Origin of the sequence: Exiguobacterium sp. PHA03, from assembly GCF_041945985.1 — a bacterium.
Classification (GTDB): Bacteria; Bacillota; Bacilli; order Exiguobacteriales; family Exiguobacteriaceae; genus Exiguobacterium_A.
The window spans coordinates 217,289-244,056 of sequence record NZ_JAUTYQ010000003.1; the positions used below are offsets into that span (position 1 = coordinate 217,289).

The following is a 26,768-nucleotide window of genomic DNA, read 5'->3' on the forward strand; positions in this document are numbered from 1 at the left end:
ATCATCTATTCAGCTTACCTGATTTTTAGCAGTACCGGTCAAGACGAACAAGACGGTAATGGCTTATAAAAATCAGGGAGAGCGAAAATAGATGAATACCCAAACGGGACGTATAAAACCTCTCCCACGATGTAAATGGGAGAGGACAATAAAACATGAAACGAATCGCAACCATCTTAACCGGAACGCTGATCATGGCGTTCGGTTACTACACATTGAATGAACAGTTCGGATTAGCAGAAGGCGGCTTTATTGGGTTATCGTTGCTCGGTCGATACTTTTTTGATATCAATCCTTCGATCTCGATGATCGTGTTCGATATTCCATTTTTCATTGGCGCTTTGTACTTCAAAGGAAAACGTTTCGTCAGCGAAGCGTTACTTTCAGCAGGTGCGTTATCACTCTTTTACGAGATGTGGCACCGACTTGATTTGTTCCACTTTCCAGAACAGGCTTGGCCAGCGACGCTCATCGCAGCGATCGCTAGCGGAATCGTGACCGGATATGGTCTCGGACTTGTTTTGAAAAGTGGAGCAGCGACAGGTGGAGACGATCTACTGTCGATGGGACTCAGTAAACTAACAGGTCTATCGATCGGGACGATCTTGTTCGGACTCGATGCCATCGTGTTAGTCATCTCACTCGTCTATCTGCCGCTCAGCTTAACGTTATATACGTTACTGGCTGTAGCAATCGCTGGACGTGTCGTGGCTGTCATGACACGGGAGCCTGTCATCGTACCGGCACCTGTCGTACAAAAAGTCACGCAGTGAAATGGATGAAGATCTAAAAAAATCATGTATCGGATTCGACATCGTCGAGTCCGATTTTTCAGGTTCATTAATTAGAAAATAAGTTCAAAGGAGAACGATTAGATGATTCGACAAGCACATGCTTCTGAAGCACAACAGATTGCCCCGTTGATTGAGCAAGCGATTCATGAGATTGCTGAGACATTGACGGGAACGACAGAAAAAGAAGAGGTTCTAGAAAGGCTCGTTTATTTCGTTTCCCAAACCGGAAACCGGCTCAGTCATGAGAACATCCTCGTGAAAATCATCAAGGACGAAGTAGCGGGCATCGTGATCGCTTATGCCGGAACAGAGGCGAAACAACTCGACGAACCAATTAAAGAACAATTGAAACAGTGGACAGGTCAAGACGTCCAGATCGACGTCGAGACGGAAGGACCGGTCTATTACCTGGATACCTTATCAGTGGATGCGCGTCATGGTGGAAAAGGAATTGGTACGGAACTGTTGCAGGAAGCAGCGGAAGTAGGCGAGAAACAGGGACTACAAGCGTTTACGTTAAACGCTGATCAAACGAACGTTGGAGCGCAACGACTGTATCGCCGTCTTGGCTTTAAACCGGTCCGGACGATTGAAATTAGTGGCGGTACCTTTGATTATATGGAACGTCGTTACGATATACAGCAATGAAAAAACCATGTCGATCTCCACAGTGTCATTCGGGAATCGACATGGTTTTTATAGTCATGCCATCATGGCATCGTTAGTTGATACAAATCGCTTGCGCGTCTTCTGATTCGTATCGGGCATCACTCGTAAAGCGGAAGCTTGGTGTAGACATGAAGAGGTTCACCTTAGCACTCCGTTTTCATAACATTTTTGCTTAGTTAAATGGTTTGAGTGCGTCCGTAATCCGTTCACCTATCATTTTGGCTTTGACGTCACCTTTTTCAACGAGCGCGAACCATTCGTTCGCATCTTTAGTGATTTGCGCTACTTTTTCTTTACCGAGACGGTTTTCAAGCGTGGGTTTCATCGCAACGATGAACAGGTTAGCTTCCATTGCTTTTGCCCGTGCTGTATCGATGTCTTTCTTCTCGATTGCTTCTTGTGTTTCTTCATAAGATTCGTCGACTTTTTCCGTCAACGCTTGTGCGAATAATCCTTCGATTTCTTTGTAAGAAACGTCAGCTGGCTTTGTCTTCGAGAAGTCATAACGTTCTTTTAGTATTTTGACAGCCTCTTCCTCGCCATCCGCTAAAGATTTTTCAACTGCAAGGAGGGAAGCATATCCTTCTGCTTGCCCTACCTGTAATTCTTTTTCGTCCGTCCCGCTTTTGACACCATCCTCGATTTTTTGAGCATAATCGAGTGCAGCCAAGTAGAACGAACGATAAATCGATTTATCCGTTACTTGTTTCGCGACATTGAAGTCACCGATTTTTTTAGTATCAATGGCTTCTTGCTGAGCAGATAGACCAGAAGTAATTGCTTGAGCAATCGCGTCTTCATTTTTGAAATCGTAGCTTACGTCGCACTTTTTCGCTGTCGGGATGAAAACGGTCTTTGCCATTGCTTCGACATCTTTGAGTGCTTCTGTTGCAGCTTCCGGTTTACCCGCAACGAGTGCTTCTTCAGCTTTTGCTTGAGTTGCCTTTTGTAATTGATAGAAATAGGATTGTAGACCTTTATCGACGAGTTGACGTGCGATGTTCTGATCGAGATTCTTCGCTTCAACATCTATTAAAGCGGATTGAATGACTTGGTCGATTTCTGGTGCTACCGTTTTGACACCACCTTTTAGTTTTGCTTCATAACTCGTCTTGACCATCTTCCAATCCATTGCTTGTCCGTCTTTCGCTTTGTCGAGTTCTGCTTTGATCGAGCTGTAGATCGTCAATTCATCTATCAATGTCGTTGCAGCGATTCCAGCATCCGCTGATTTCGTTTCTGTCGACTGCTCTTTTTTCGGTACAGTCGTATCGGTTTCGTTCGAACCGCAGGCAGCTAAGATGCCAGCTAACATAAAGATCGAAGCTAGTTTTATGCGCTTTTTCATAATCGTGACCTCCTACAAAAGTGATAAGAAGTTTCTATCATGTAGTTGTTTTCAGAAATCTGAACGTAAGGAGAATAATTCATATTTTTAATTGAACTTTAAATAAAAAACGGCTTTGGAATAAGAATCCAAAGCCGTCCAAAATCAAAAATCAGAACTGTTCATACAGTTTTGTCAAATACGTATAGACTTCGTCCGATGCTTGGAACATCATGACAGAATGTCCGAAGATCGCTGCTGGATTGAAGCCGTGATCCAGATCAATTGTCGATGCGATCGTGACATCACGGTCGCTATCGAGAACGACGCGGAAGTATTTGAACTCTTGGTTGAAATCGTTAATGGCATTAAGAATCGGAAGATCCTCGACACCATCTGGTACGTGTGTCACCGTACGAGCGAACAATTCGACATCTGTCGTCGTCTTACTGAAGACGATCATCATCATCGGTTCTGCTCCTGCAGGTGTTTTTTCTTGTGTCATGAAGAAGACGTGTGTCTCATTCTCACGTGCTTCCATTGGAATGCCTTTTTCAACGAGGAAAGCTTGGAAAGCTTCTAAGTGTTGTTGCTGTTGTGGCGCGATTCCTTGTTCGTTTGTTTCGGGTTGACGATCTTGGTGAATCGGTGTCACTTTATTGTTCTCGTTTGATTCGTTCGAGTTACGTTCCTGGTCCATTGCAAAATCCCCCTTTATATACTATAGATTTAGTTTCAAGCATTTCAGAAGGAAATGCAACTAATGTCCGTTCAGATAGGAAGAAAATACAAAACGAATGGGATATGTCATATCTGTGAAGCCGCAAGCAACTGACTTGAAAATACATACCTAACAGGGTATATTGAGTGGCAGATAGTACTTCAAGGAGGAATCATTTAGATGAAAACGATCATCGTAGGTGGCGTCGCAGGTGGCGCAACGGCAGCGGCACGACTACGCCGGATTGACGAAACGGCAGAAATCATTTTGCTCGAGCGCGGAAAAGAGATCTCGTTCGCGAACTGCGGACTGCCTTACTATATTGGAGATGTCATTAAAGATCGCAATAAATTACTTGTCCAAACGCCAGAGGGGATGCATGCACGATTTAATTTAGACGTCCGTAACTTGTCGGAAGCGATTCGGATCAACCGTGAAGCGAAGACTGTCACGATCCGTAACGTTGACACAGGTGAAGAATACGATGAATCGTACGATCATCTAATTCTTTCTCCAGGTGCAAAACCAATTCGTCCGAACATTAAAGGACTGAGTGATGCAACAAATGTCTTTACGTTACGGAACATTCCGGATACGGACCGGATGCGAGAATACGTCGATACGACACGTCCGGAACGGGCAGTCGTCATCGGTGGAGGATTCATCGGTCTCGAGATGGCAGAAAATCTTGTCGAACGTGGGGCACACGTCACCCTCGTTGAAATGGCAAACCAAGTCATGGCTCCGATCGACCCGGAAATGGCAGCGATCGTTCATGAACATCTTCGGGCAAAAGGCGTCGAGCTGATTCTAGAAGATGGCGTCGCTCGTTTTGAAGAAGCAGGTCGTCGTGTCGTCTTGACAAGTGGACGCGTGATTGAGACAGAGATGAACATCTTATCAATCGGTGTCGCACCGGAGAGCACGCTCGCAGCAGATGCTGGTTTAACGCTTGGAATCAAACAGACGATTCAAGTCGACAATCAACTGCGGACATCCGATCCGTCGATCTTTGCGATTGGTGACGCGATCGAAGTTAAGGATTTTATCACGAAGGAAGCGACACATGTGCCGCTCGCATGGCCGGCGAACCGTCAAGGGCGCCTCGTCGCCGACATCATTGCCGGGCGCGATGTCCGGTACAGTGGAACGCTCGGTACAGCAGTAGCGAAAGTCTTCGATTTGACAGTCGCTTCTACCGGTAACAACGAAAAACGATTGCGTCAACTCGGTATGCGTTATGAAGCGATTCACCTCCATCCGGGATCCCATGCGGGTTACTATCCAGGTGCAAGTCCCATTTCGATGAAGCTGTTATTTGATCCAATTGAAGGAACGATTTATGGTGCACAGGCAATCGGTATGACAGGTGTCGAGAAACGAATCGATGTCCTCGCGACAGCGATTAAAGGCGGCTTGACAGTGCTTGATTTACCAGATCTTGAACTATCATATGCACCACCGTATAGTTCAGCAAAAGATCCGGTTAACATGGCAGGATATATCGCGTCAAATATCGTCTTAGGTGACAGTACGAACGTTCATTGGCACGAAATCGATGCAATCGTCGCAAACGGTGGTTTGTTACTCGATGTCCGTGAACCATCGGAAAACGAGTTAGGTGCGATTCCGGGATCGGTCAACATTTCGTTACCGACTTTACGTGAGAAGTTAGATGATCTGCCGAAAGATCAAACGATCTATGTAACATGCCAAGTCGGATTACGTGGATATGTCGCGAGTCAATTGTTGCAACAACACGGTTATGATGTCAAAAACTTAAGCGGCGGCTACAAAACATGGTCGGTCGTGCATCGAGATCAAAAGGCACGAAACCAAGCGGAGGAGGAGACAGCTGTAACGTTAACGAAACGTGAACCAAAAACGAAGACTGCACCGGCACAAGTGATGTTGCTCGATACGTGCGGCTTACAGTGCCCGGGTCCAATTTTAGAGTTAAAAACAAAAATCGATCAGATGACGGATGGCGAGCAAATTTTTGTCAAAGCGTCGGATCCGGGATTCTTACCGGACGTTCAAGCATGGGCGAAAAAACTAGGACACACGGTCCATTCAGCGGAGATGAATCAAGGGGTCGTTGAGGTCTTGCTTGAAAAAGGGCAAGGGGAGACACTTGCTGCAACACCGGTTCAAGTCAATCCGGCAGATGATGCGACGATGGTCGTCTTTAGTGGTGATCTTGATAAAGCACTTGCGTCCTTTGTCATCGCACAAGGTGCACAAGCAATGGGGAAGCAAGTGACGATGTTCTTTACGTTCTGGGGCTTGAACATCATTCGAAAACCAGATGCTCCTGCCGTCGAGAAAGCCGGTATTGAGCGGATGATGGGGATGATGATGCCGAAACACGCCGGGGAACTGCCACTCTCGAACATGAATATGGCAGGTGCTGGTCAAAAAATGATGAAAAAAGTCATGAAGGATAAACAAGTCGATGCGCTCGAGACGATGATGGCAAAAGCGCAAGCGGCGGGTGTCCGCATGATTGCCTGCACGATGTCGATGGATATCATGGGCATTAAGAAAGAAGAACTCCTCGACGGCATTGATTACGGTGGTGTCGCGAGTTATCTCGGCGCAACAGATGGTGCTAACCTGAATCTGTTCATCTAATAAAAGAATTAACTATGTGAACGTGTTAAACCTGACATCTGATGTGAGGTTTAACACGTTTTTTATGTTCTGAGTTATAAGTGAGTTTGATTTTTCAAAAAAAATTGCGTATGATAAATCACATGTGAAAAAAACTTACATACAAATAGAGAGAAAAGATGGATGAAAGTGAGGAGTTTTGATGGAAAAGGAATTAATGAAGTTAGTGAATAGAGTCAGTGATTTGTTATGGACAAATGTATTGATCACACTGTTAGTCGTGTTAGGTATTTACTTTACACTTCGAATGCGGTTCGTTCAATTCCGGATGATTCCGGAGATGGTTCGCTTATTGTTCCAAGGAACAGATGATGGAAAAGACGGTGTCTCTCCATTTCAAGCATTCGCAATCAGTACGGCAGCGCGTGTTGGTACCGGAAACATCGCGGGTGTAGCGGCTGCAATTGCACTAGGTGGTCCAGGAGCAGTTTTTTGGATGTGGTTGATTGCCTTAATTGGATCGGCATCAGCATTCGTTGAAAGTACACTTGCTCAGATTTATAAGGTACGTGACGGAAAAGAATGGCGTGGTGGTCCAGCCTATTACATGGAAAAAGCGCTTGGACAACGGTGGTTAGGAATCGTCTTTAGTGTTCTGATCACGATCTCATTTGGTTTTGTCTTCAACTCTGTCCAATCGAATACGATTTCCTTGTCACTGCAAAGTCAATATGGTGTGGATAAGATGTGGATTACGGTCGGATTGGTCGTCTTGACGGCACTGATCATTTTTGGTGGTGTTCGTAGTATTGCGACAGTCGCTTCTTTCATGGTTCCAATCATGGCAGGTGGTTATATCCTGATCGCCCTGTATATCATGGTGACGAATCTTGAAGTATTACCGAACGTCTTTAAATTGATTTTCCAAGAAGGATTATTCGAATTTAAGACACTAGCAGGGGGAGCAATCGGAGCGGCCGTTTTAAATGGTATTCGTCGCGGTTTGTTCTCGAACGAGGCCGGTATGGGTTCGGCACCGAACGCAGCAGCAACGGCTGAAGTCTCCCACCCGGTCAAACAAGGCTTGATTCAATCATTCGCGGTCTTCGTTGATACGTTGATGGTCTGTTCGGCGACAGCGATGATTGTTCTCGTCAGTGGTGTTCCGACAAAAGATGCGAATGGAGATGCCTTAGCCGGTATTGATTTAGCGCAAGGGGCACTTGCGTCGCAAGTTGGATCACTTGCGACAGGATTCATGGCACTTGCCATCTTCCTCTTTGCCTTTAGTTCTGTCGTTGGAAACTACTATTACGGTGAATCGAACATCACGTTCATCCGTGACAATAAACAAGTCATGATGGCATACCGTGCACTCGTCCTCATCATGATCGTCTTCGGTTCACTTGTCGAGTCGGCTAGTCTCGTTTGGGCTTTAGCGGACATCTGTATGGGACTGATGGCAATCGTTAATCTATATGCGATTTTCCGCCTCGCAAAAATCGCGAAGCTTGCGCTCGATGATTACGTGACACAACGAAAAGCAGGAAAAGAGCCGCGTTTCTATGCGGATTCAATTCCGAACTTGCCAGGAAAACATACGCTTGAAGCATGGCATGGGTCAGAAGAAGACGAAAAAGCGATCTAAGAAAAGGGAGTCAGAGAAATCTGACTCTTTTTTTGTATAGAACGAATTTAAAAAGGGAATACAGAGTACAGAAGGGAGGGGGAGAATGGAAAACGTACATTTCGTTCGCGTCACGGATGCGGTCTGGGAGTCGTTCGGAAACGATCCCCACATCATCATGGACTGGATATTATTCATTCATGAGACACAACCCGACCATGAACAATTGTTTGCCCTCGAACAAACGAATGCCATCTACCATTTGATGAATCAAATCGATATCTATATTGATCAGGAAACGCACTATAATCTAGGGCGAGCGATCATTGGTGAAGAGTTGATCGTCAATGAGGAAAAAGCGGCAATCGTCGGTATTCTTCCTTTACCGCTTTTGATCATTTCCGCTGAAGTGATGCGAAACTTCGATCAACGGGCACTCGCTTCGATTCATGATGAAGCTGGAATACCGGGCGAATTCGAATATGTCTGGGAGCAGTTCGCCGATCTGCGTGCCTATTTTCAAAAGGCAGAAGAAGCGGAAGATACGATTTTGATTTATTACGTATGACTAGTACCATCTATAAAAAAGAGACCTGCTTCCAAGTCGTCGACTGGAAACGGGTCTCTTGTCGTTCATCTAAATCAAGATGACTTCACATGGAAATCACTCTTTTTACAATAACTTTTAGATTAAAAATCGATTTCGTCTGGATCCGGTCCGAGGCGGACATCCGTTGCTAGACGATCAATTTTCTCAAGATCATCGGCATCGAGTTGGAAATCAAAGACGTCGAAGTTTTCTGCAATGCGTTCTGGTGTGACGGATTTTGGAAGAGCAACGATACCGTTGTCGAGGTGCCAGCGCAAGACGACTTGTGAAGGTGTCTTACCATGCTTCTCTGCGATTTCCTTGAAATCGTTGATTTCGAGGAATTTCCCTTGCATGAGTGGACTCCATGCTTCGACTTGGATGTTGTGATCTTGCAAGTATTCGTGCAGTTCGTGTTGCGGCAATTGTGGATGCAATTCGACTTGGTTGATCATTGGTGCCATCAAGCCCTCTTCTGCCAATGTATCGAGGTGATGTTCCTTGAAGTTCGAGACACCGATCGCTTTGATCTTGCCTGCTTCATAAAGTTCAACCATTGCTTTCCACGCTTCGATATAGCCTTCGACTGGCCAGTGGATCAGGTAGAGGTCAAGGTAGTCTGTTTCGAGACGTTCGAGCGATTCTGCGAATGCTTCCTTCGTCCGACCGGCACGAATATCATCGTTCCAGACTTTCGACGTTAAGAAGAGATCCTCACGTTTCACGCCGCTTTCTTTGATTCCTTTTGCGACACCGCGCTCGTTTTTATAGACAGCAGCTGTATCGATATGACGATAGCCGACACGTAGTGCTTCAGCAACAGCAGCGGGTGCTTCTGTTTCTTCGTCTACTTGCCAGACACCGAATCCGATTTGGGGAATCGTAATACCGTTTGAAAGTTTTGCGTATTGCATGTGTTACTCCTCCTCATAAAACGTAGTTTAGATTTGCTCGTTTAGTTTAGCACGAACGAACGAAACCGTCCGTTTCCATGCTCATGGAGGAATAGAATGGGTTAAAATAAAAGAGAATTCATCACATCTGACCGTATGTCAGAAAGAGGGGGAGAAAGGATGGCTCAAAAGAATAAAAAGCTATCAAAGGGAGCTTGGCTTAGTATTAGTGCCTTGTTGGTCATGCAAGCAGTTAGCCTATTTTTCAGTGCACGAAAATCAGGACGTAACCCGTGGGTATGGGGAGGCGCGGGACTCCTTCAGTTTCCACTTCCAGCAATCGCGTATTTGATTTTAGAACGACAAGCGAAGCAGAAAAAATAATGAAACAGGTCCGATCACCATGATCGGACCTGTCGTTGGTTAAGAAGAGATTTTTTCCTGTTGAGCAACTGATTTTTTCGGACGTGGGAAACCAAAGATGATGGCAATCGATCCACAGACGAAGAGCAGGAACGGATAGAACAGATACGGAATCAGTTCTGGTGAAGCTGTCTTCGTCAACTCTGCTGCGATCAGCAGTTGTGCCCCATACGGAATGATGCCTTGAATACCGCAAGAGAAGATATCAAGAATACTCGCTGATTTCTTGCGGTCGATTTCATACGTATCAGCGATTTCAGCCGCGAGTGGTCCAGCGACGAGAATCGAGATCGTATTGTTCGCCGTTGCGAGGTTCGTCGCACTGACGAGTGCTGCCATACTGAATTCAGCACCGCGACGCTGTGAAATCTTGCGCGTCAACGTCTCTTTCAAGTAGGCGATTCCGCCATTGAACGTGATCAAACTGACGAGACCACCCATGAGGAGTGTCAAGATTGAAATCTCTGCCATGCCCATCATTCCTTCAGACATCGAAAGGACGAACCCACTTAAGCCAAAGCTACCGTCGATCATACCGATGATTCCAGTGAGCAATGTGCCACCGACGAGAACAAGAATGACATTGACACCAAATAGTGCAAGGACGATGACGGCGAGATACGGAATTAATTTGTAGAACTCGAATGCTTTAGCTGCTGCCGCATCGCCAGAACCAGAAACGAACGCGAGTAAGATGACCGTTAAGACGGCAGCCGGGAGAACGATCATGAAGTTCGTCCGGAATTTATCGCGCATGTTCGTTTTTTGTGTCCGAACGGCAGCGATTGTCGTATCCGAGATGAACGACAAGTTATCACCGAACATCGAACCACCAACGACTGACGCTGCTGCGATCGCAACGTTGATACCTGTTGCTTCATGAATACCGAAGGCGATTGGAGCAAGTGCGGCAATCGTTCCTGTCGAGGTACCCATTGCCATCGAGATGAATGCTGCGATAACAAATATCCCACTCATCAGGAGTGAAGGAGGTAAGAACGTCAAAGCAGCATTGACAGTTGCTTCGATTGCGCCGATCGCTTCCGCTGTTCCAGAGAACGCACCGGCTAATAAGAAAATGAAGACCATGATCATGATATCAGGATTTCCGGCACCGGTTGCGATACGTTCGACCGTTTGATTGATCGATCCTTTCGTCATGATTGCAGCAAAGATCAACGCGATCAAAGCGGCGATCAGAATCGGAAATTTGTAAAAATCGTCATAGAAGATACCGGCTCCGATGAAGAGGACCAGGAACACGACGAGCGGAAGAAGTGCCCATTTGTTAGGCGTAATCGTTTCTTTCATTGTTGATACCTCGTTTCTCAAAGATACAAAAAAAGACCCCTTCGCAAGAAAGAAGGAGGTCTTTATGAAATAAAGACGCTCTTCTTATCTCTCAAGCTTTCGCTTGCTGGATTTGGCACAGTACGAATCAAATCGTCCGCTGCCGAAACATCATTGGGCCAGTCCCTCCGTTTCTCGCGATAAAAAGAAGTCATTCAATTGTTGTAAAACACGTTTCTTACCGTACCGCATTGAGTAACGCGTGTCAACTGTACTTTACTGAAGTGCCTGTTCTAACGTCTGGACGTTTTCTTCCATCAACTTAAAATACGAGCTGTTTTGCTGCGATTTCGTCACCGACTCGAGGTTATGGATCGTCACGGATTTAGCTCCGATTTCTTTTTGGATGACACGCGCAACCTTTGGTGAAACCGTTTCTTCGAACGCGACGTATTTCAAATCATGCATCCGCGCTTCTTTCACTAAAGCAGCCAGTTGCTTTTGTGAGGGTTCATCGGAAGGGGAAATTCCGGCGATTGGAAGCTGCGTGAAACCATATCGTTCGGCGAGGTAACCGTAAGCTGCATGTGTAACGAGAAGTTCTTTTTTTGATCCGTCAGCGACGGCTTGCTTGAACTCTTTATCGAGTGCGTCAGCCTGCTGATCGAACGCTTTCAAGTTTTTTTCGAATGTTGCTTTGTCTTTTGGTACTTCTTTTGATAAGGCGACTGTGATAGAACGTGCCATTGCTTTGGCGTTGACAGGATCAAGCCAGACGTGTGGATCGTATTTTCCATGATCGTGTTCTTCCTCTTCGTGCGCATGTTCATCAGTTGCGTGATCATCGTGCCCTGCTTCTTCGTGCGCATGCTCATCTTCTGTATGTCCCTCTTCTTCATGTGCGTGAAGCGTAGCATCCGATTCCAGCAAAGTGACATCCTTACTCGTCTCGACGAACCGGACGTCCGTGCCTTTTAGACTCTCTTGGATTTTTTTTGAATAGGGTTCAAGTGTCGTACCTGTCAAAAGGAAAAGGTCACCTTTGGCAATCTCAGTGAGTTGCTTTGACGTCGGTTCATAGGAGTGCGGATCTGCTCCAGGTGGGACGATCATCTTCACGTTGACTTGATTACCACCGATTTCACGGGCAATGGCAGCTGTTGCGAACGTCGATGTATAGATTTCCGTCTTTTTATCATCTGAAGTCGATGAATCGGTGTTTGATCCACAAGCTGCGAGGATACTTGCGCTCGCGAATGCGACCGTTAAAGCAGGAATGATTTTTTTCATTATATGTTACCTCCGTTATTAAAACGTAATTATTCCGATTTGGACTTTTTCACTATAGCGGAACGTTTGAGAAGCGTCAAGTACGAATACCGAGACGTTCGACTTCTTTTAAAACGGGGTAAAAGGATAATAAAATGAAGGAATTGATACGTATTTTGGAGGTGATCAAGTGAAACGTGAAACTGCATGGCTAATGGGGGGAGCTGCACTACTAACGACGGCAGCTGCGGGAGCAAGTATCTGGAACAATTACGGTGCATTACTTCGGTGGACTGAACCCGCCTTGCCAATCACAGAAAAACAACTCGCACCGCGGACACTCACTTACAAACAAGTGGGAGACCGTACCTTACAACTCGATCTCTATTATCCGCCGGGGGAAGGACCGTTTCCAGTCGCGATCTACGCGCACGGTGGCGCATTCGTTCGTGGAGAGCGCGAGGATCTGTTCTGTTTTAGCCCGATCGTTGATCGCCTGCTTGAACTTGGGGTTGCTGTTTGTAGTATCGATTATCGTCTGTTTGAAGAAGGCAGTTATTTTCCGGATAATCTCGAAGATGTACGGGATGCCTTATGCTTTTTGAACAAAGAAGCAGAAGATCTTCGCATTTTAAGAGGACGGATGATGGTATGGGGAGACTCAGCCGGAGCTGCACTCATGCTGACGACGGCACTTGCCCCATCTGCTTTCGTTGGTGAGCGCGATGAACGACACATGCCATTGATCAGTGGTGTCATTGCCTTATATCCACCGACGAATTTTTTATTGTTTACTTTCATTCAGACCTGGATCGCTCACATTAAGTTTTATAAAGGTGGACGGGAAGAATGGCGCAAGCTCATGACTCACGTTTCACCTGTGACGCATCTCTCGTCAGACGCCCCACCGATCATGCTCCTGCATGGCAAAAAAGATCCAATCGTTCCGTTTTCCCAAGCTCTTCACTTCGTTGAAAAAGGAGCCGATGTCGGAGCTGATGTCCGTTTGTTTTCTTTTCCGAACGGTACCCACTCACTTGCTAGTTTTGCACAGACAGAAAATCCATTGAAAATTGAACGACTGCTCGAACGAATTGAACGCTTCACTTGTCAGGTGTTGTTATTGCCACCGCGACAACTTCCCGATGAAAAACATGATACAATCAGTCATATTTCTTGAATGAAGGAGACAGAGACATGACTGAAATTTGTTTAGTGCGACATGGTCAGACGGATTGGAACTTAAATGAACGAATCCAAGGAAGAGAAGATATCCCGTTGAATGCAACAGGAAAAAGACAAGCGGAACTCAGCGCCGCTTATCTAGCCAATGAAAAGTGGGATGTCTTGCTAGCAAGCCCGTTGTCTCGCGCTGTTGAGACAGCAGAAATCATCGGACGTGCGGTCGGATTGACGATCACAGCGACCGATGACCGACTCGTTGAGCGTGAATTTGGTGCTGCTTCCGGTGAACCGGTTGCGTCGATTTATGAAGCTGTTCAAGCGAACGATACGAAACGTGTTCCGGGTCTTGAAACGGAACAAGCGATTCAGGATCGCGTATTCGAAGCATTACAGGAAGTGACACGAACGTATGAGGGGAAACGAATCTTAATCGTCTGTCACTCGCATACGATCAAAGCAGCCTTATCGTCGATTGATGAGACATTCAGTTACCGGACACCTTTGAAAAATGCATGTGCGAATTATATCCAATATACGGACCACTATACGATTGATCGAATCAATGTAGCGGATCACATCACGGACGAAGTCGAAAAACCTTAAGAAATCGGTGTTTCTGGATGTTCTGCTAGATACTGTTTAAATGTTTCTTTAGCGATACTCGTGATATGTGCACCGCGTTTTGAACGACGATCCTTGTATTCTTGGACGAGTTCCTCACCAGCGAATCCATCCTCGACGACTTCACGTAAGATCGATTCGGATAAATCATTCTTCATCATGACCATCTTACCAGTGAAGACATAGGAGACGTGTTCGCTTAAGGCAGTCCGTTCAAGAGGCGTGACGATCATCGCGGCAGGGTCATTATCGGGTCGTGAGATCGTGATTTCAATCAAAGCACGTAAATGTTTTGTGAACAATTCATCGACGATCGGCTGATCGCTCGAAGGAACGACGATTTCTGCGACCCATTGTGCCGTTTGTTCGGTACTGACCGTTAGTCCGTCTTGAATGGCGACGGGAATCGTCGTATCACGTCCTGACTCGTCCATTAAAATGCGCAATGTGCATAATTTAAAGGTTTTCATGAAAAAATGCCCTCCCTTGATCGCTTACGATTTTTCTACAGTATACCGTGAGGAATGTGGGACGGGAAACTTTTCCTGACGAAATTCGTATGAACTATGTTTAAATAAGACTAGATATTACTAACAGGAGGATCGTTCATTATGCCGCAAGTACTCATTGGAATATTAGGAATCCTGGGTATTGTCTTACTTGCCCACCATATCATCATGTATTGGCATGCTGAACCGACAGACCGCCCGACGCTTGCATATCGCATTGCGCTCCTGATTGCCTGTTTGCTACTCATTAGTGGAAGTGATCATTTAATCAGTATTTTTTACGCGGATTCCTTAGCAGAATTCGGTCAACGCATAACGTATATCGTCTTTATCGGAGGTGCGCTTGGTTTCGCGTGGTACTTTCGTAAGAAGATGGAACAAGCGCCAACAGAAATGACACCTGTCGGAAACGAAGCAGGATTAACATGAGAAAAGCGCCGTTCATCCTGAGGGAGGAAGAATGGCGCTTGTTTGTGCGTCTTATTTTAAACCACTCGCGAGTCGTGTCTCCCGAATCATGTCGAGTTTGAGTTTCCAGAGACGGTCACTGAATGTGACGGCATAAATCTCTGGCAAACGGAGACGTTTGTACTCCTCCCAAAGACGACCAATCTGCGTTTCATGGAAGTGACGGATCTCTTCGATCGTTGGAACTGTATAGATTAGCTCTCCATCTTTGAAGATCGGTTCAAGCAAGCGTTCGACCTTGAACTGCTCCACACGGTTACGGAACGATGGGTCCCGGACGTCAATGAGATCGACGGCTTCAAGTGTCGATGGATCCTCATCCATCAACGTCACGTAATCCCCTTTAAACTTATCCGTCACCGGATCGATGATGCGATAGACTTCCTTGATGTGTGGTGTCGTCGTCTTGGCTTTTGACGAGGACACTTTGATGACAGGCGTGAGTTCGCCGTCTACTTCACGTGCGACCAGTTTGTATACCATTCCGAGAGCGGGTTGCTCGTAAGCTGTAATACCACGTGTTCCGACGAGGAACGTATTCGCTTGGGCGCCTTGGATGCGCAAATCTTGGATGACGTACTCATCAAGATCCCCTGACAAGACGATGTCGACTTCTGGGAAGCCGGCTTCGTCAAGCATGTTACGAGCACGTTTTGACAAATAAGATAAGTCACCAGAATCGATCCGGATTCCGCGCAGTTTATGTCCTTTGGCTTGGAGTTCCTTTGCGACCGTAATGGCATTCGGCAGACCACTCTTGAGTGTGTCATACGTATCGACGAGTAACGTCGATTGATCCGGATAGTGAGAAGCAAATGTCCGGAATGCTGTTAGTTCATCATCATGGAATTGAATGTCGGCATGTTCCATCGTTCCGCCACATGGGATTCCGAAATCGCGTCCTGCTGAAGCAAGACTTGTGACGTCAAAACCAGCGAGGTACGAAGCACGCGTTCCGAAGTAAGCAGCATCGATGCCTTGCGCACGTCGGGCACCGGCTTCAAGAAACTTCGCACGGGGTGCCGATTGACGAATGCGTGCGTACTTCGTCGCGATGAGTGATTCATGGTTCGCGATGTTCAAAATCGCGGTCTGTAAGAGTTTCGCTTCAAAAATTCGTGCCTCGATCCGAATCAATGGTTCGTTCGGGAAGACGATCTCACCTTCTTTGACACTGGAAATCGAACCGTTGAACTTGAATTGACGCAGTTCATCCTTGAATTCATCTGGGAAGCCGATCATCTCTTGCAAGTACGTGATGTCTTCTTCCGTGAAACGGAGTGTTTGAATGTACTCGATGATGTTCTCAAGACCCGCAAAGACGACATACCCTCCTGCAAACGGATTCGAACGGTAGTAGACATCGAAGACGGCACGTTCATTGTGACGTCCTTCTTTCCAGTAGATATACATCCACCGTGGTAAGTATAGATCGGTATGGAGTGCAAGATTACGTTGTAACATAACGGACAAATCCCTTCTTATTCGCCGACGACTTCTGCGCCGATCGATTGTTTAAAGTGTGTAAGCGCCCAGTCGTGACCCGTCGCGTTAAAGCTTGCGACCGCATCGGCATGGACGACGATATGATATCCGAGATTGTAGGCATCAACAGCTGTATGAAGGACACAGATGTCCGTACAGACGCCAACGAGGTGGACTTCGCGGATACCACGTTCACGCAAGCGTAAATCAAGGTCCGTCCCGGCGAACGCACTGTAACGCGTCTTATCAATGATGTGATCAGCGACACGTGCCATGGCTGCGACTTTCCCAAACAAATCACGTCCATGTGTTCCGCGAATATTATGCGGCGGGAAAAGGACAGTTTCCGGATGGAACGTATCACCTTCCTCATGAATATCGTTGGCAATGACGACGTAGTCCTCTGTTGAAAATTCCTCCATCAATGTAGCGATCCGGTCTTCAATCGCCTGTCCTGGTTTTCCACAAGTCAGCTTCCCTTCGTCAGCAACGAAGTCGATCGTGTAATCAATGACAATCAGAGCGCGCATGTGCGTGAGCCCCTTTCGGTTTTGAATTAGTGTTCTCTTTCACATTGTACTCTATCTCACATAGAAGGCGAAAGGAAGAAATCGGATACAAACAGGTATAGAGAAGTAATAGAATGGGGTATAAAGTATAGGACGAAAATGATAGTAGAGGAGGAGAAAGGGATGGCTAGGTTGAATGAGTATGAAGTGGAAGAGCGTCTTGAACGATTGCAGGATTGGAGTATCGTCGATGATGAAATCGTCCGAACGTATACACTTCCATCGTTTCCTGCTGCACTGGATTTCGTACAGGAAGTCGGGAGTATCGCCGAAAACTTGAATCATCATCCACGGATCGTGATTGACTATAAAAACGTCACACTTGCGGCGACGACTCATGATGAAAATGGATTGACGGAAAAAGACTTTCAACTTGCGGAGGCCTGTGATGCCATCTAAACTTTCGATCACATTCGGTAGCGGTTCGTTTGTTGAACAAATTCGTTCTCGGGACGCTCACATTCGTGTTGCTAGCGGAAGCGGTGACGCTATCCTCTGGATAGAGACGGACTCGAAATCACCTTTTCAAAGTGGCAATACCTACACGTTGCTCGAATCACGTGGAAATTTTTCGGATGAAGGCAGTCTCTTCTACTGGTCGATTCCGGCAGATCAAAATAGAGGAGATTTATTCGTACATCAAGTGATGTCGAATCCAAAAGTCATTGGAGCAGAATATGGTGGCTTCCAGGCTTTTCGAATTGGACGTGTCGAGAAGGGGACGGATCTCGTCTTATTGATTCAGTTCCATGAGACAAGCGACGGGGCTCGTTATGCAAAATCAGTTGAACGTCTCACGGTAGACCAGTATGCTGAAGAGGCAGGGAAGTCGTTCGCGCCTTCTCCCGTCATGAAACGGTATCAAATCGTACCACCAACAAATGAGTGAGATGCAGGGGGACTAACAGATGAAGAAGAACTATTTTGTCGTAGCAACACTTGGTGGCGCACTTGTCGGCGCTACTTTATCACTACTGCATAAAGATACGCGTCAAGCGCAGTTCACGGCAGTGAAACGAACATTCAGTGGCGCAGGAACACAATTGTCTGCTGTCAAACAAGATCCAAAAGGACGCTTTGAGGAATTAAAAGCACTTTATACGGATAATCAGGAGACGATCCATAACTTGATTGATGATGTGAAGGACTTGGCAGAAGTTCTACGCAAATAATCAAAAAAAGGACTTACGCATGTAGCGTAGTCCTTTTTTTGTATGCTGGTTTACAGGTAACGGAAGAATAATCCGAGTACAGCAAAGGCGATGATGACATAGAAGAAGATACGACCCAACTGCCCAGAACCGCTTACGAAGACAGGACCACCACTTGTCCGACGACCCGTTTGGAACGGACGTGTGAATGGCACGGCGCGGTTGCCGAAGACGAATCCGAAAAGGAATCCGAGGACGAAACCGTACAAGTGACCGAAGACAGCGACGTTCGATCCAAGTAACGTAAAGACTGCCGTGACTGCAGTGAAGATATACACAAGCCGTGTATCGTCTGCCATGATGACCGTCCGTTTGAAGCGACTCAAGTAGACATAAAAACCAAGCAGACCAAGAATGGCGCCAGATGCTCCAGCTTGTCCATAGAATGGTTCATTGATTTTCGTGAAGTACGTCAAAACGTTCGCGAGCGTACCGACGAGCAAATAAAAGGCAGCAAATCGACCATGACCAATCATCCGCTCGAGTGGTGGAGCAAAGATGACAAGGGCAAACGTATTGAACGCAATGTGCCAAAAATCATAATGCAAGAACGTGGCCGTGACGACACGCCACCATTCACCTTGTCCGATTAAGAGATTGATTGCTGCGCCTGCACTTAAGGGAGAGAACGTCAGATTAAGGAGTCCACCTAACTGTTCGATGACAAACAGGGCGACTTGGATTAAAATGAACAACGAAACGACCGGATAAGAACGTGTGAACGTTTGTAGGTTTTCCGTTCGACTAAACATGACAACACCTCGCTTCATCTTCATTCTATATGAAGATGGCGAAGAATAGAACTGTGGAGGCGTCTCGGATGATTTATGGAATTGGGATCGATTTAGTCGAACTAAATCGAATCGAGCAAACGCTCGAGCGACAGCCACGTTTTGCAGGAAGAATTTTGACGCAGGCAGAGCAAGAACGATTTCAATCGCTTTCAGGACACCGGCAAATTGAGTACCTGGCAGGTCGCTTCGCCGCAAAGGAAGCGTTCGTTAAAGCATTTGGAACCGGTGTCGGAAAAGAAGTTTCCTGGCAGGACGTCGAAGTTTTAAACGATGAGACCGGACGACCGATCATGAGCGGACCATTCAATGGCGTCATCCATGTCTCGATTACACATTCAGAGCACTACGCGTCTGCGCAAGTCTTATTAGAGAAGAGGGATTAGGATGTATCGACCAACTTGGATTGAAATCGATCGGGAAGCGATCGCACACAATATACGCGAAATTAAAACACGAATGGGCGAGCAACAGGTGATGGCAGTCGTCAAGGCAGACGGCTATGGTCACGGTGCAGTGACAGTCGCTGAGATTGCCCTTGAAAATGGAGCTGACTTACTCGCTGTTGCGCTCCTTGAAGAAGCGATTGAGTTGCGAGAAGCGGGTATCCAAGCGCCGATCCTGATGCTTGAAGCTTTACTGCCGGAGCATGCGCCAGTCGCTTCGAATTACGATGTCGCCGTTCCTGTCTTTTCAGCCGATTGGCTCCAAGAAGCGAAACGGCATCTGACGGAAATCGATCATCTCCGTTTGCATATCAAGGTCGATACCGGGATGGGGCGACTCGGACTGCAGCATGTCGATGAGTTGAAGCATATTTTGGTTGAGTGTAATGATGATCTTGTCGAACTCGAAGGCATCTATACGCATTTCGCAACCGCTGACGAGCTGAACAGTCGATTGTTCGAACGTCAGCTCGAGACATTTTTATCCTATGTCGCGCTAGTACCGGACATTCGATACGTACATTGTGCTAATTCAGCGGCAGCGATTCGCTTAGCGGGACAAGCGCCGTTTAACGTCGTTCGGGTCGGTATCGCGTTATATGGGGCGATGCCGTCGGATGAGATGGCAGGACATTATGAATTTTTAAAACCAGCGTTTTCACTGAAAAGTCGTCTGATGCAGGTCAAACAAGTCGAACCGGGTCAGACGATCAGTTACGGAGCGACTTATACGGCACCGACAGATGAATGGATCGGTACCGTTCCGATTGGTTATGCAGATGGTTGGTCACGCAAGTTTCAGGGCTATTCTCTGATTGTAGACGGTCTACCGTGCGAAATCGTCGGTCGTGTCTGTATGGATCGCTTGATGATTCGTTTACCGCGAGAATATCCGATTGGAACGGAAGTCATCTTGATTGGAGAAGGGGCACCAATCGAGGAAGCGGCCCATTGGCTCGGGACGATCAACTATGAAGTTCTCTGTCAATTCTCGAAACGTGTTCCGCGTCAGTGATTCGCATAAGACATCAATAAGATGGCAAAAATATGTTATTTGTTTGAATTTTGATTGTATTTTCTGAATTCGACTGATATATTGAAGTAGAAAGTGAGTCGTTCGTTAAGGTTTCAGTGAATCTGGAGGTGCCATTATCTTGGTCCAACAACGGGAAATGCAGTTTGTTGAGCGAAATGTAGCGAAGGAGACGATTGGGATGAAGTCGAATCATACGACCGAAGAACGCAAGCGTCAGCTACGTGAGGAATTGAAGCGTGGTTACGAAGAAATGGCAGCAATCAATTTATCGATCGTAGGCGAAATGTTCCAGATTGAAACGGAGGCGGAGTTCTCACTCCTACGTCAAGTAAGCGGGGTGTAAGCTTTGATAGTCAAACGTGGCGACGTGTTTTATGCAAATTTGTCACCTGTGGTCGGATCGGAACAAGGGGGAGTTCGTCCCGTGCTTGTTCTACAAAATGATATTGGTAACCGATTCAGCCCGACAGTCATCGTGGCTGCGATCACGGCACAGATCGACAAAGCCAAACTACCGACCCATGTGGAAGTATATCGAGAGCGACACGGATTAGAACGTGATTCGGTCATCTTACTTGAGCAAATCCGTACAATTGATAAACGCCGTCTAACGGATAAAGTCACACATCTAGATCCGGACACGATGATGAAAGTAAATAGTGCCGTCGCAATCAGCTTAGGCTTGGTTGATTTTTAGGCACTTACATAGAAGCGCAACACAAGAAGAGTCGATACTAGCGTATACGACTTTTTTTGACCTCTTTTTTTAAAAATGGGTTTCAAAATTTTCTTTACGGGGAAACATACCCAAGTGACCTTTTTATAAAGGGAAGAGGTAGGATGAATAGCAAGACCACATAGACAGATTTTCCTTGAGGAGGAACTTGAAGATGGATTTAACAATTAAAACAGAGCAGCTAGACGGTCAGACGCATCTTTATATCGCAGGTGAGATTGATACGTATACGGCACCAAAGCTTCGCCAAGAATTAGTCCCGGCAGTCGAAACGAATGATGTCATCGTGCACTTGGATGAAGTTCATTATATGGATTCAACAGGTCTCGGTGTGTTCGTCGGTGCGCTCAAAGCAGCGAAAAAGAACGGTACGTCGTTCACGCTCGTTGGCGTCTCTGAACGTATCCGTCGTCTATTCGAGATCACAGGTCTTTCAAGCATCATTACAATTGATAGTGGTGTACGAGGTGGAACGCAATGAAGAACGAACAACTGAACATGACATTACCGGCCAAACCGGAATATGTAGCCATCGCTCGTTTGACGGTTTCAGGCGTCGCGAACCGAATGGGGTATACGTACGATGACATCGAAGATATCAAAATCGCTGTCTCAGAAGCATGTGCGAACGCTGTTCAACATGCGTACGAAGGAAAAGAAGATGGCAGCATCGCCTTGACTTGCAACGTCTATCCAGATGATCGTCTTGAGATCATCGTTAAAGATAACGGCATTACGTTCGATAAAGATGAGGTCAAACGCCAAAGTGAGCCGATTACGGACGCACACGATCTCGATTCCTTGCATGAAGGAGGACTTGGTATCTTGATGATCGAAGCATTGATGGATCAAGTAACGATCGAGAAAGCGAACGGCGTCACTGTCCATATGACAAAATATATGAATAGAGATGAGGTGGGTCAAAGTGCCAGCAAAGTCTCAACAACGCCATCACAGTGATGATGAAGTACTTCGACTGATTGATTTGTATCAGCAGGACGACCAAGATGAGGAAGTGCATGCGGCATTACTCGAGCGTTATTCAGACTTGGTAGAAGCTTTGGCCCGAAAGTTTTCGCGTGGTCGACCGATTCATGATGATCTCGTTCAGGTCGGTATGATTGGGTTACTCGCGGCGCTTCGTCGATTCGATAAGGAGTTTGGTCGCAGTTTTGAATCGTTTGCTGTTCCGACGATCATCGGAGAAATCAAACGTTTCATCCGCGATAAGACATGGAGCGTCCACGTTCCACGTCGCATTAAGGAACTCGGTCCGAAAATTAAAAAGGCAGTCGAGGAATTGACGACGGAGCTACAACGCTCTCCGCGCATCGATGAGATTGCTGCTCGCCTTGAAGTATCAGAAGAGGAAGTCCTTGAAACACTCGAGATGGGTAAGAGTTATCAAGCTCTCTCCGTCGATAGCTCGATTGAGGCAGATCAGGAAGGTAGTACCGTTACCTTGCTCGACCTCGTTGGTAATCAAGAGAATGGCTATGACTCTGTCGATCAGCGTCTGATTCTTGAAAAGGCATTTGCTGTCTTGACGGACCGCGAGCGTTCTATCCTCGAATGTGCCTATTATCGCAATATGAGTCAAAAAGAAACGGGAGAACTACTCGGCATTTCACAAATGCATGTGTCCCGTCTCCAACGACGTGCTTTGCAGAAGTTACGTGAAGCGATTAAAGTTGAACCAAATGAAGTATTCTCAAAAGACTGACCTCGTGTCAGTCTTTTTTCTTTTCCATGCATTCTTCGGTATAATGAATGAGAGGTGAAGCAGATGGAAAAGAGAATCGCAAGTGAATTGAATGTACGTCCTGCTCAAGTGAAGGCAGTCTTACAATTGACGGAAGAAGGCGGTACGATTCCGTTCATCGCCCGCTACCGGAAAGAACAGACTGGAGAACTCGATGAGGTCGCGATTAAAGCGATCCTCGATCGACATAAACAATTAACACAACTTGAAAGTAGACGAAGTGACGTCCTTGAAAAAATCGAGGAACAAGGTGTACTAACGCCGGAACTCCGTCGAACGCTTGAAGAAGCGACGACCTTACAACAAGTCGAAGATATTTACTTACCGTTTCGACCAAAACGTCGGACGAAGGCGGAAATTGCACGGGAAGCAGGGCTTGCGCCACTTGCTGACTGGTTACGCGACAAGTCTGCCTATGATGAAGCGACATTTCAGCGTTTGAGCGGTACACTCGATTCAGAAGAAGCACTTGCTGGAGCTCAATCAATCATCGCTGAGGAGTGGGGCGAACAAGCGACGGTGCGTGAGTTCATACGCAAGCAAATACGTCGTTCAGCAGAAATCGTCACGAAACAGAAAAAGGACGCAGTCGATGAAAAAGGTGTCTTTGCACAGTACTATGCTTACAACGAACGGATTCAACAGATTGTTCCGCACCGGATTCTTGCGATCAACCGTGCTGAGTCGTTGAAAATCGTCTCGGTGAAGGTCGTATTAGAGGAACAGCAGGTTTTACCAACGTTACTTCGTTCATATGCACAACTGGCGCCAAAGAAACGTGACATCGTCGAAGCGGCAATCACAACGGGGTATAAAAAATCCGTTTTTCCTGCTATCGAACGAGAAATTCGGAACGAACTGACTGAGAAAGCAGAACTTCAGGCGATTGATGTCTTCGGTAAGAACCTCCGTCAACTCTACATGCAGCCACCGATGAAAGGGAAAGTCATGCTTGGTCTTGATCCGGCTTATCGGACGGGGTGTAAGTGGGCGGTCATCGATCCGACGGGTGAGATGAAGGAAGTTGGTGTCATCTACGTGACGATGTCAGAGCAAAAAGCGAAAGAAGCGCGCCAAACCCTTTCAAAGCTCGTCGACACGTATGGTATTGAATTGATTGCGATTGGCAATGGGACGGCTTCGCGGGAAACAGAAGCATTCGTTGCGGATTGGATGAAGGGGCAGAAAGATATTGCCTTTACGATCGTCGACGAGGCAGGGGCAAGTATTTATTCCGCTTCAGAGATTGCCCGAACGGAGTTTCCGGAGCTTCAAGTCGAACAACGATCCGCAATTTCGATCGCACGTCGCTTGCAGGATCCACTGGCAGAACTCGTCAAAGTCGATCCGCAATCGGTTGGTGTCGGTCAATATCAACATGATGTCTCGCAAACGAAATTGAAGGAGACGCTTGATTTTGTCGTCGAAACGGTCGTCAACCAGGTCGGAGTTGATGTCAATACAGCGTCAGAACCGCTTTTGAGTTACGTCGCAGGAATCACGAAAGCGACGGCGAAAAAAATCGTCGAACGTCGCTCGGAACTTGGAACGTTCAAGACGCGTCAGGAATTATTGAAAGTCCCTCGTCTTGGTGCAAAAGCTTATGAACAGGCAGCTGGATTCCTCCGGATCTTAGATGGAACGCATCCGCTCGACCGGACGCCAATCCATCCGGAACAGTACAAAACAGTCGAAAGGTTATTCAAGACACTAGGTTTAACGCTCGATCAAGTCGGAACGGATGCACTCCGGGAACAATTGTCCACATTGGCATTACCGGAGATGGCACAGACGCTCGAGATCGGAGAGCCAACGTTACGTGACATCATCGAGGCGTTACAACGTCCGGGACGTGACCCGCGAGAAGCACTCGATAAACCGTTACTTCGCCAAGATGTTCTATCGATGGATATGATTCAAGTCGGGATGGAATTCCAAGGGACGATCCGTAATGTTCTTGATTTTGGTGCGTTCGTTGATATCGGGGTGAAAGAGAATGGATTGATCCATATTTCGAAGCTCAGTCGTAAGCGTGTCAAACATCCACTTGATGTTGTCGCTGTCGGGGATATCGTGACGGTATGGGTGACGAATGTTGAACCGGAGCGAGGACGCATTGGTTTGACGCTGGTTCCGCCGAAATGACGAATGAACAATTACAACGATACGTCGAGCAACTTTCGCTCGACGTATTTTCCTTATCGTTTCGACATGAAGCTTATTTTAACCCACGCCTAAAGACGACAGGTGGTCGCTACTTCTTAGGCGATCATCACTTAGACTTCAATAAACGATACATCGATGACATGAAAGTCTTCCGCGGAATTGTGATTCATGAACTGTGTCACTATCATTTACATCTAGCAGGAATGGGACACCGCCATCAAGATCAAGACTTTAAAGAATGGTTAGAGCGCTACGGTGGGCTTCGATACAGTCCGAGAAGACAAGAAGACGAAAAAAAATCCTATCTTTATGAATGTGAGAAATGCAGTACATTATATAGAAGGAAAAGACGCATGAATACGGAAAAGTATCGATGTGGTCGTTGTCGCGGAAAGATTTTTTACAAAAGTAGTTGACGTTCATTTCGGAGCATGATAAATTATAGAAGTCGTCAAAACGACAGCAACTAAACAACTTATCGTCGCTAAAAACTTTTTTAAAAAAGCATTGACGGAAAGAAAAAAAGTTGCTACTATATAAAAGTGTTCCGAACAGAACGTAACGTTCCGCAATAGCTCAGTGGTAGAGCAACCGGCTGTTAACCGGTAGGTCGTAGGTTCAAATCCTACTTGCGGAGCCATTCTTTTGGAGATGTACCCAAGTGGCTATAAGGGGCGCCCCTGCTAAGGGTGTAGGCCGGGAAACTGGTGCGAGGGTTCGAATCCCTCCATCTCCGCCAGACCTCTTATGTGAAAATGTTTCTTGAGAATAATTATTAATTACAAAATGGCCCGTTGGTCAAGCGGTTAAGACACCGCCCTTTCACGGCGGTAACACGGGTTCGAATCCCGTACGGGTCACCATATGGAGGATTAGCTCAGCTGGGAGAGCACCTGCCTTACAAGCAGGGGGTCGGCGGTTCGATCCCGTCATCCTCCACCATTTCTTTTTAAAGAGTTGTTTACAACTTCAAGTTGCGGTCCTGTGGTGTAGCGGTTAACATGCCTGCCTGTCACGCAGGAGATCGCGGGTTCGAATCCCGTCAGGACCGCCATTTTTGGGCTGTAGCCAAGTGGTAAGGCACTGGATTTTGATTCCAGCACGCGAAGGTTCGATCCCTTCCAGCCCAGTTTATATGTGTCATTAGCTCAGTTGGTAGAGCATCTGACTTTTAATCAGAGGGTCGCAGGTTCGAATCCTGCATGACACACCATTTTTAATTTCATATTTGCGGTCGTGGCGGAATCGGTAGACGCGCTAGGTTGAGGGCCTAGTGGTGGCAACATCGTGGAGGTTCAAGTCCTCTCGACCGCACCATATTGCACCCTTAGCTCAGCTGGATAGAGTACTTGACTACGAATCAAGGGGTCGGGAGTTCGAATCTCTCAGGGTGCACCATATTTTGTTTGCTTTGACGGGCCTATAGCTCAGCTGGTTAGAGCGCACGCCTGATAAGCGTGAGGTCGGTGGTTCGAGTCCACTTAGGCCCACCATTTTCAAAACAAACAATGACGAACTTTGAAAACTGAACGATGAGGCAAAAATCGTATTCTACGGAATACAAACAT

Annotated in this window: 30 protein-coding genes, 10 tRNA genes and 1 riboswitch; of the genes, 31 read left to right on the forward strand and 9 right to left on the reverse strand. The window is 46.6% G+C overall.

Annotated elements, in window-relative coordinates; all coding sequences use genetic code 11:
- Positions 1 to 155: 155 nt before the first annotated feature.
- Together Q7C19_RS13615 and Q7C19_RS13620 are read left to right on the forward strand one after the other, a co-directional pair.
- Positions 156 to 773 carry a YitT family protein gene (locus tag Q7C19_RS13615; RefSeq protein WP_290788366.1) on the forward strand — a complete coding sequence of 206 codons (618 nt, stop codon included), beginning with the start codon at positions 156 to 158 and terminating at the stop codon, positions 771 to 773.
- Between the two features lie 102 nt (positions 774 to 875).
- Positions 876 to 1,442 (forward strand): GNAT family N-acetyltransferase, encoded by a 567-nt coding sequence (locus Q7C19_RS13620; protein WP_375092329.1) that lies wholly within the window; start codon positions 876 to 878, stop codon positions 1,440 to 1,442.
- Positions 1,443 to 1,635: 193 nt separating this feature from the next.
- Here the strand turns inward: Q7C19_RS13620 and Q7C19_RS13625 are convergent, their stop codons facing one another.
- Both Q7C19_RS13625 and Q7C19_RS13630 read right to left on the reverse strand, forming a co-directional pair.
- Positions 1,636 to 2,811 carry a hypothetical protein gene (locus tag Q7C19_RS13625; RefSeq protein ID WP_375092330.1) on the reverse strand — a complete coding sequence of 392 codons (1,176 nt, stop codon included), beginning with the start codon at positions 2,809 to 2,811 and terminating at the stop codon, positions 1,636 to 1,638.
- A gap of 151 nt (positions 2,812 to 2,962) precedes the next feature.
- Entirely contained in the window at positions 2,963 to 3,490 is a 528-nt protein-coding gene (locus Q7C19_RS13630; RefSeq protein WP_023469644.1) for a type III secretion system chaperone family protein, read from the reverse strand.
- 201 nt (positions 3,491 to 3,691) lie between these two features.
- Here Q7C19_RS13630 and Q7C19_RS13635 point away from each other — a divergent pair, with 201 nt between their 5' ends.
- From Q7C19_RS13635 to Q7C19_RS13645, 3 genes are all read left to right on the forward strand, one after another.
- Positions 3,692 to 6,145, forward strand: coding sequence for a CoA-disulfide reductase (locus Q7C19_RS13635; RefSeq protein ID WP_375092331.1), 2,454 nt, complete (start codon positions 3,692 to 3,694; stop codon positions 6,143 to 6,145).
- Between the two features lie 181 nt (positions 6,146 to 6,326).
- Complete coding sequence (locus Q7C19_RS13640) at positions 6,327 to 7,772, forward strand: alanine/glycine:cation symporter family protein (RefSeq protein WP_290772499.1); 1,446 nt, start codon at positions 6,327 to 6,329, stop codon at positions 7,770 to 7,772.
- 85 nt (positions 7,773 to 7,857) lie between these two features.
- Positions 7,858 to 8,319, forward strand: coding sequence for a hypothetical protein (locus tag Q7C19_RS13645; protein WP_290772496.1), 462 nt, complete (start codon positions 7,858 to 7,860; stop codon positions 8,317 to 8,319).
- 122 nt (positions 8,320 to 8,441) lie between these two features.
- Here Q7C19_RS13645 and Q7C19_RS13650 read toward each other — a convergent pair whose 3' ends face one another.
- On the reverse strand, positions 8,442 to 9,254 hold the full coding sequence (locus tag Q7C19_RS13650) for an aldo/keto reductase (RefSeq protein ID WP_050678472.1): 813 nt from the start codon (positions 9,252 to 9,254) through the stop codon (positions 8,442 to 8,444).
- A gap of 159 nt (positions 9,255 to 9,413) precedes the next feature.
- On the opposite strand from Q7C19_RS13650, the gene Q7C19_RS13655 reads away from it, so the two are divergent.
- Positions 9,414 to 9,617: a hypothetical protein gene (locus Q7C19_RS13655; protein ID WP_375092332.1), complete on the forward strand. Its 204-nt coding sequence runs from the start codon at positions 9,414 to 9,416 to the stop codon at positions 9,615 to 9,617.
- A gap of 39 nt (positions 9,618 to 9,656) precedes the next feature.
- Here Q7C19_RS13655 and Q7C19_RS13660 read toward each other — a convergent pair whose 3' ends face one another.
- On the reverse strand, positions 9,657 to 10,967 hold the full coding sequence (locus Q7C19_RS13660; protein WP_290753404.1) for a Na+/H+ antiporter NhaC family protein: 1,311 nt from the start codon (positions 10,965 to 10,967) through the stop codon (positions 9,657 to 9,659).
- Positions 10,968 to 11,048: 81 nt separating this feature from the next.
- Positions 11,049 to 11,153: riboswitch (SAM riboswitch) on the reverse strand.
- Positions 11,154 to 11,222: 69 nt separating this feature from the next.
- Complete coding sequence (locus Q7C19_RS13665) at positions 11,223 to 12,236, reverse strand: metal ABC transporter solute-binding protein, Zn/Mn family (RefSeq protein WP_375092333.1); 1,014 nt, start codon at positions 12,234 to 12,236, stop codon at positions 11,223 to 11,225.
- Positions 12,237 to 12,405: 169 nt separating this feature from the next.
- On the opposite strand from Q7C19_RS13665, the gene Q7C19_RS13670 reads away from it, so the two are divergent.
- Both Q7C19_RS13670 and Q7C19_RS13675 read left to right on the forward strand, forming a co-directional pair.
- On the forward strand, positions 12,406 to 13,395 hold the full coding sequence (locus Q7C19_RS13670) for an alpha/beta hydrolase (protein ID WP_290753398.1): 990 nt from the start codon (positions 12,406 to 12,408) through the stop codon (positions 13,393 to 13,395).
- Between the two features lie 17 nt (positions 13,396 to 13,412).
- Positions 13,413 to 14,003, forward strand: a complete 591-nt coding sequence (locus Q7C19_RS13675) for a histidine phosphatase family protein (protein WP_035412184.1) — start codon at positions 13,413 to 13,415, stop codon at positions 14,001 to 14,003.
- On the opposite strand, the gene Q7C19_RS13680 is transcribed toward Q7C19_RS13675, so the two are convergent.
- Positions 14,000 to 14,491 carry a YwpF family protein gene (locus Q7C19_RS13680; RefSeq protein WP_035412187.1) on the reverse strand — a complete coding sequence of 164 codons (492 nt, stop codon included), beginning with the start codon at positions 14,489 to 14,491 and terminating at the stop codon, positions 14,000 to 14,002. The two genes, Q7C19_RS13675 and Q7C19_RS13680, sit on opposite strands and share 4 nt — an antisense overlap.
- 141 nt (positions 14,492 to 14,632) lie before the next feature.
- Here Q7C19_RS13680 and Q7C19_RS13685 point away from each other — a divergent pair, with 141 nt between their 5' ends.
- Positions 14,633 to 14,959 (forward strand): hypothetical protein, encoded by a 327-nt coding sequence (locus Q7C19_RS13685; protein WP_029342848.1) that lies wholly within the window; start codon positions 14,633 to 14,635, stop codon positions 14,957 to 14,959.
- A gap of 51 nt (positions 14,960 to 15,010) precedes the next feature.
- On the opposite strand, the gene Q7C19_RS13690 is transcribed toward Q7C19_RS13685, so the two are convergent.
- Together Q7C19_RS13690 and Q7C19_RS13695 are read right to left on the reverse strand one after the other, a co-directional pair.
- A complete protein-coding gene (locus tag Q7C19_RS13690) occupies positions 15,011 to 16,462 on the reverse strand; it encodes a nicotinate phosphoribosyltransferase (protein ID WP_035412190.1) in 1,452 nt (483 codons plus the stop codon).
- A gap of 17 nt (positions 16,463 to 16,479) precedes the next feature.
- Positions 16,480 to 17,013, reverse strand: coding sequence for a cysteine hydrolase family protein (locus tag Q7C19_RS13695; protein ID WP_035412192.1), 534 nt, complete (start codon positions 17,011 to 17,013; stop codon positions 16,480 to 16,482).
- Positions 17,014 to 17,175: 162 nt separating this feature from the next.
- Between Q7C19_RS13695 and Q7C19_RS13700 the strand changes: the two genes are divergently transcribed.
- The 3 genes from Q7C19_RS13700 to Q7C19_RS13710 are packed head-to-tail and all read left to right on the forward strand — an operon-like array spanning position 17,176 to position 18,224.
- Positions 17,176 to 17,451: a 4a-hydroxytetrahydrobiopterin dehydratase gene (locus tag Q7C19_RS13700; protein WP_035412195.1), complete on the forward strand. Its 276-nt coding sequence runs from the start codon at positions 17,176 to 17,178 to the stop codon at positions 17,449 to 17,451.
- The gene (locus Q7C19_RS13705) at positions 17,441 to 17,941 is read left to right on the forward strand and encodes a hypothetical protein (RefSeq protein ID WP_375092334.1); all 501 of its coding nucleotides are present in this window, start codon (positions 17,441 to 17,443) and stop codon (positions 17,939 to 17,941) included. Before Q7C19_RS13700 ends, Q7C19_RS13705 begins: the two co-directional genes overlap by 11 nt.
- 19 nt (positions 17,942 to 17,960) lie before the next feature.
- The gene (locus Q7C19_RS13710; protein ID WP_035412200.1) at positions 17,961 to 18,224 is read left to right on the forward strand and encodes a hypothetical protein; all 264 of its coding nucleotides are present in this window, start codon (positions 17,961 to 17,963) and stop codon (positions 18,222 to 18,224) included.
- A 50-nt stretch (positions 18,225 to 18,274) separates the two neighbouring features.
- On the opposite strand, the gene Q7C19_RS13715 is transcribed toward Q7C19_RS13710, so the two are convergent.
- Entirely contained in the window at positions 18,275 to 19,015 is a 741-nt protein-coding gene (locus Q7C19_RS13715; protein ID WP_313636020.1) for a rhomboid family intramembrane serine protease, read from the reverse strand.
- Positions 19,016 to 19,083: 68 nt separating this feature from the next.
- Between Q7C19_RS13715 and acpS the strand changes: the two genes are divergently transcribed.
- The 19 genes from acpS to Q7C19_RS13810 all read left to right on the forward strand — a co-directional run bounded on the left by acpS (position 19,084) and on the right by Q7C19_RS13810 (position 26,693).
- Entirely contained in the window at positions 19,084 to 19,440 is a 357-nt protein-coding gene (gene acpS / locus Q7C19_RS13720) for a holo-ACP synthase (RefSeq protein ID WP_056059916.1), read from the forward strand.
- A gap of 1 nt (position 19,441) precedes the next feature.
- Entirely contained in the window at positions 19,442 to 20,515 is a 1,074-nt protein-coding gene (gene alr, locus Q7C19_RS13725) for an alanine racemase (RefSeq protein WP_214856621.1), read from the forward strand.
- 139 nt (positions 20,516 to 20,654) lie between these two features.
- Positions 20,655 to 20,879 (forward strand): hypothetical protein, encoded by a 225-nt coding sequence (locus Q7C19_RS13730; protein WP_023469624.1) that lies wholly within the window; start codon positions 20,655 to 20,657, stop codon positions 20,877 to 20,879.
- Positions 20,880 to 20,882: 3 nt separating this feature from the next.
- Positions 20,883 to 21,233, forward strand: a complete 351-nt coding sequence (locus tag Q7C19_RS13735) for a type II toxin-antitoxin system PemK/MazF family toxin (protein ID WP_023469623.1) — start codon at positions 20,883 to 20,885, stop codon at positions 21,231 to 21,233.
- A gap of 193 nt (positions 21,234 to 21,426) precedes the next feature.
- A complete protein-coding gene (locus Q7C19_RS13740; RefSeq protein WP_029342841.1) occupies positions 21,427 to 21,753 on the forward strand; it encodes an STAS domain-containing protein in 327 nt (108 codons plus the stop codon).
- Entirely contained in the window at positions 21,750 to 22,232 is a 483-nt protein-coding gene (gene rsbW / locus Q7C19_RS13745; RefSeq protein WP_035412210.1) for an anti-sigma B factor RsbW, read from the forward strand. Before Q7C19_RS13740 ends, rsbW begins: the two co-directional genes overlap by 4 nt.
- Positions 22,198 to 22,995: an RNA polymerase sigma factor SigB gene (sigB, locus tag Q7C19_RS13750; RefSeq protein ID WP_023469620.1), complete on the forward strand. Its 798-nt coding sequence runs from the start codon at positions 22,198 to 22,200 to the stop codon at positions 22,993 to 22,995. Before rsbW ends, sigB begins: the two co-directional genes overlap by 35 nt.
- A 63-nt stretch (positions 22,996 to 23,058) precedes the next feature.
- Positions 23,059 to 25,179: a Tex family protein gene (locus tag Q7C19_RS13755; protein ID WP_290753374.1), complete on the forward strand. Its 2,121-nt coding sequence runs from the start codon at positions 23,059 to 23,061 to the stop codon at positions 25,177 to 25,179.
- Positions 25,176 to 25,616 (forward strand): SprT family protein, encoded by a 441-nt coding sequence (locus Q7C19_RS13760; protein WP_290753372.1) that lies wholly within the window; start codon positions 25,176 to 25,178, stop codon positions 25,614 to 25,616. Before Q7C19_RS13755 ends, Q7C19_RS13760 begins: the two co-directional genes overlap by 4 nt.
- Before the next feature lie 149 nt (positions 25,617 to 25,765).
- Positions 25,766 to 25,840, forward strand: a tRNA-Asn gene (locus tag Q7C19_RS13765).
- Between the two features lie 7 nt (positions 25,841 to 25,847).
- Positions 25,848 to 25,939: transfer RNA gene (locus Q7C19_RS13770), tRNA-Ser, on the forward strand.
- Between the two features lie 49 nt (positions 25,940 to 25,988).
- Positions 25,989 to 26,063: transfer RNA gene (locus tag Q7C19_RS13775), tRNA-Glu, on the forward strand.
- Between the two features lie 3 nt (positions 26,064 to 26,066).
- Positions 26,067 to 26,142 (forward strand) — tRNA-Val (locus Q7C19_RS13780).
- A gap of 36 nt (positions 26,143 to 26,178) precedes the next feature.
- Positions 26,179 to 26,254: transfer RNA gene (locus Q7C19_RS13785), tRNA-Asp, on the forward strand.
- Positions 26,255 to 26,258: 4 nt separating this feature from the next.
- Positions 26,259 to 26,330 (forward strand) — tRNA-Gln (locus Q7C19_RS13790).
- A gap of 7 nt (positions 26,331 to 26,337) precedes the next feature.
- Positions 26,338 to 26,413, forward strand: a tRNA-Lys gene (locus Q7C19_RS13795).
- A 17-nt stretch (positions 26,414 to 26,430) separates the two neighbouring features.
- Positions 26,431 to 26,517 (forward strand) — tRNA-Leu (locus Q7C19_RS13800).
- A 4-nt stretch (positions 26,518 to 26,521) separates the two neighbouring features.
- A tRNA-Arg gene (locus Q7C19_RS13805) sits at positions 26,522 to 26,598 on the forward strand.
- An 18-nt stretch (positions 26,599 to 26,616) separates the two neighbouring features.
- Positions 26,617 to 26,693: transfer RNA gene (locus Q7C19_RS13810), tRNA-Ile, on the forward strand.
- Positions 26,694 to 26,768: the final 75 nt, after the last annotated feature.

Excerpts from the sequence above, each read along its gene's own strand:
- Q7C19_RS13665 (WP_375092333.1), bottom strand. The coding sequence starts at position 12,236 with ATGAAAAAAATCATTCCTGCTTTAACGGTCGCATTCGCGAGCGCAAGT.
- Q7C19_RS13715 (WP_313636020.1), bottom strand. The coding sequence starts at position 19,015 with ATGTTTAGTCGAACGGAAAACCTACAAACGTTCACACGTTCTTATCCG.
- rsbW (WP_035412210.1), top strand. The coding sequence starts at position 21,750 with ATGAAGAACGAACAACTGAACATGACATTACCGGCCAAACCGGAATAT.
- Q7C19_RS13675 (WP_035412184.1), top strand. The coding sequence starts at position 13,413 with ATGACTGAAATTTGTTTAGTGCGACATGGTCAGACGGATTGGAACTTA.
- alr (WP_214856621.1), top strand. The coding sequence starts at position 19,442 with ATGTATCGACCAACTTGGATTGAAATCGATCGGGAAGCGATCGCACAC.
- Q7C19_RS13620 (WP_375092329.1), top strand. The coding sequence starts at position 876 with ATGATTCGACAAGCACATGCTTCTGAAGCACAACAGATTGCCCCGTTG.
- Q7C19_RS13640 (WP_290772499.1), top strand. The coding sequence starts at position 6,327 with ATGGAAAAGGAATTAATGAAGTTAGTGAATAGAGTCAGTGATTTGTTA.
- Q7C19_RS13650 (WP_050678472.1), bottom strand. The coding sequence starts at position 9,254 with ATGCAATACGCAAAACTTTCAAACGGTATTACGATTCCCCAAATCGGA.
- Q7C19_RS13645 (WP_290772496.1), top strand. The coding sequence starts at position 7,858 with ATGGAAAACGTACATTTCGTTCGCGTCACGGATGCGGTCTGGGAGTCG.
- Q7C19_RS13660 (WP_290753404.1), bottom strand. The coding sequence starts at position 10,967 with ATGAAAGAAACGATTACGCCTAACAAATGGGCACTTCTTCCGCTCGTC.
- Q7C19_RS13695 (WP_035412192.1), bottom strand. The coding sequence starts at position 17,013 with ATGCGCGCTCTGATTGTCATTGATTACACGATCGACTTCGTTGCTGAC.
- Q7C19_RS13755 (WP_290753374.1), top strand. The coding sequence starts at position 23,059 with ATGGAAAAGAGAATCGCAAGTGAATTGAATGTACGTCCTGCTCAAGTG.
- Q7C19_RS13680 (WP_035412187.1), bottom strand. The coding sequence starts at position 14,491 with ATGAAAACCTTTAAATTATGCACATTGCGCATTTTAATGGACGAGTCA.
- acpS (WP_056059916.1), top strand. The coding sequence starts at position 19,084 with ATGATTTATGGAATTGGGATCGATTTAGTCGAACTAAATCGAATCGAG.
- Q7C19_RS13700 (WP_035412195.1), top strand. The coding sequence starts at position 17,176 with ATGGCTAGGTTGAATGAGTATGAAGTGGAAGAGCGTCTTGAACGATTG.
- Q7C19_RS13710 (WP_035412200.1), top strand. The coding sequence starts at position 17,961 with ATGAAGAAGAACTATTTTGTCGTAGCAACACTTGGTGGCGCACTTGTC.
- Q7C19_RS13685 (WP_029342848.1), top strand. The coding sequence starts at position 14,633 with ATGCCGCAAGTACTCATTGGAATATTAGGAATCCTGGGTATTGTCTTA.
- Q7C19_RS13740 (WP_029342841.1), top strand. The coding sequence starts at position 21,427 with ATGGATTTAACAATTAAAACAGAGCAGCTAGACGGTCAGACGCATCTT.
- Q7C19_RS13630 (WP_023469644.1), bottom strand. The coding sequence starts at position 3,490 with ATGGACCAGGAACGTAACTCGAACGAATCAAACGAGAACAATAAAGTG.
- Q7C19_RS13705 (WP_375092334.1), top strand. The coding sequence starts at position 17,441 with ATGCCATCTAAACTTTCGATCACATTCGGTAGCGGTTCGTTTGTTGAA.
- Q7C19_RS13760 (WP_290753372.1), top strand. The coding sequence starts at position 25,176 with ATGACGAATGAACAATTACAACGATACGTCGAGCAACTTTCGCTCGAC.
- Q7C19_RS13690 (WP_035412190.1), bottom strand. The coding sequence starts at position 16,462 with ATGTTACAACGTAATCTTGCACTCCATACCGATCTATACTTACCACGG.
- Q7C19_RS13655 (WP_375092332.1), top strand. The coding sequence starts at position 9,414 with ATGGCTCAAAAGAATAAAAAGCTATCAAAGGGAGCTTGGCTTAGTATT.
- Q7C19_RS13615 (WP_290788366.1), top strand. The coding sequence starts at position 156 with ATGAAACGAATCGCAACCATCTTAACCGGAACGCTGATCATGGCGTTC.
- Q7C19_RS13625 (WP_375092330.1), bottom strand. The coding sequence starts at position 2,811 with ATGAAAAAGCGCATAAAACTAGCTTCGATCTTTATGTTAGCTGGCATC.
- Q7C19_RS13635 (WP_375092331.1), top strand. The coding sequence starts at position 3,692 with ATGAAAACGATCATCGTAGGTGGCGTCGCAGGTGGCGCAACGGCAGCG.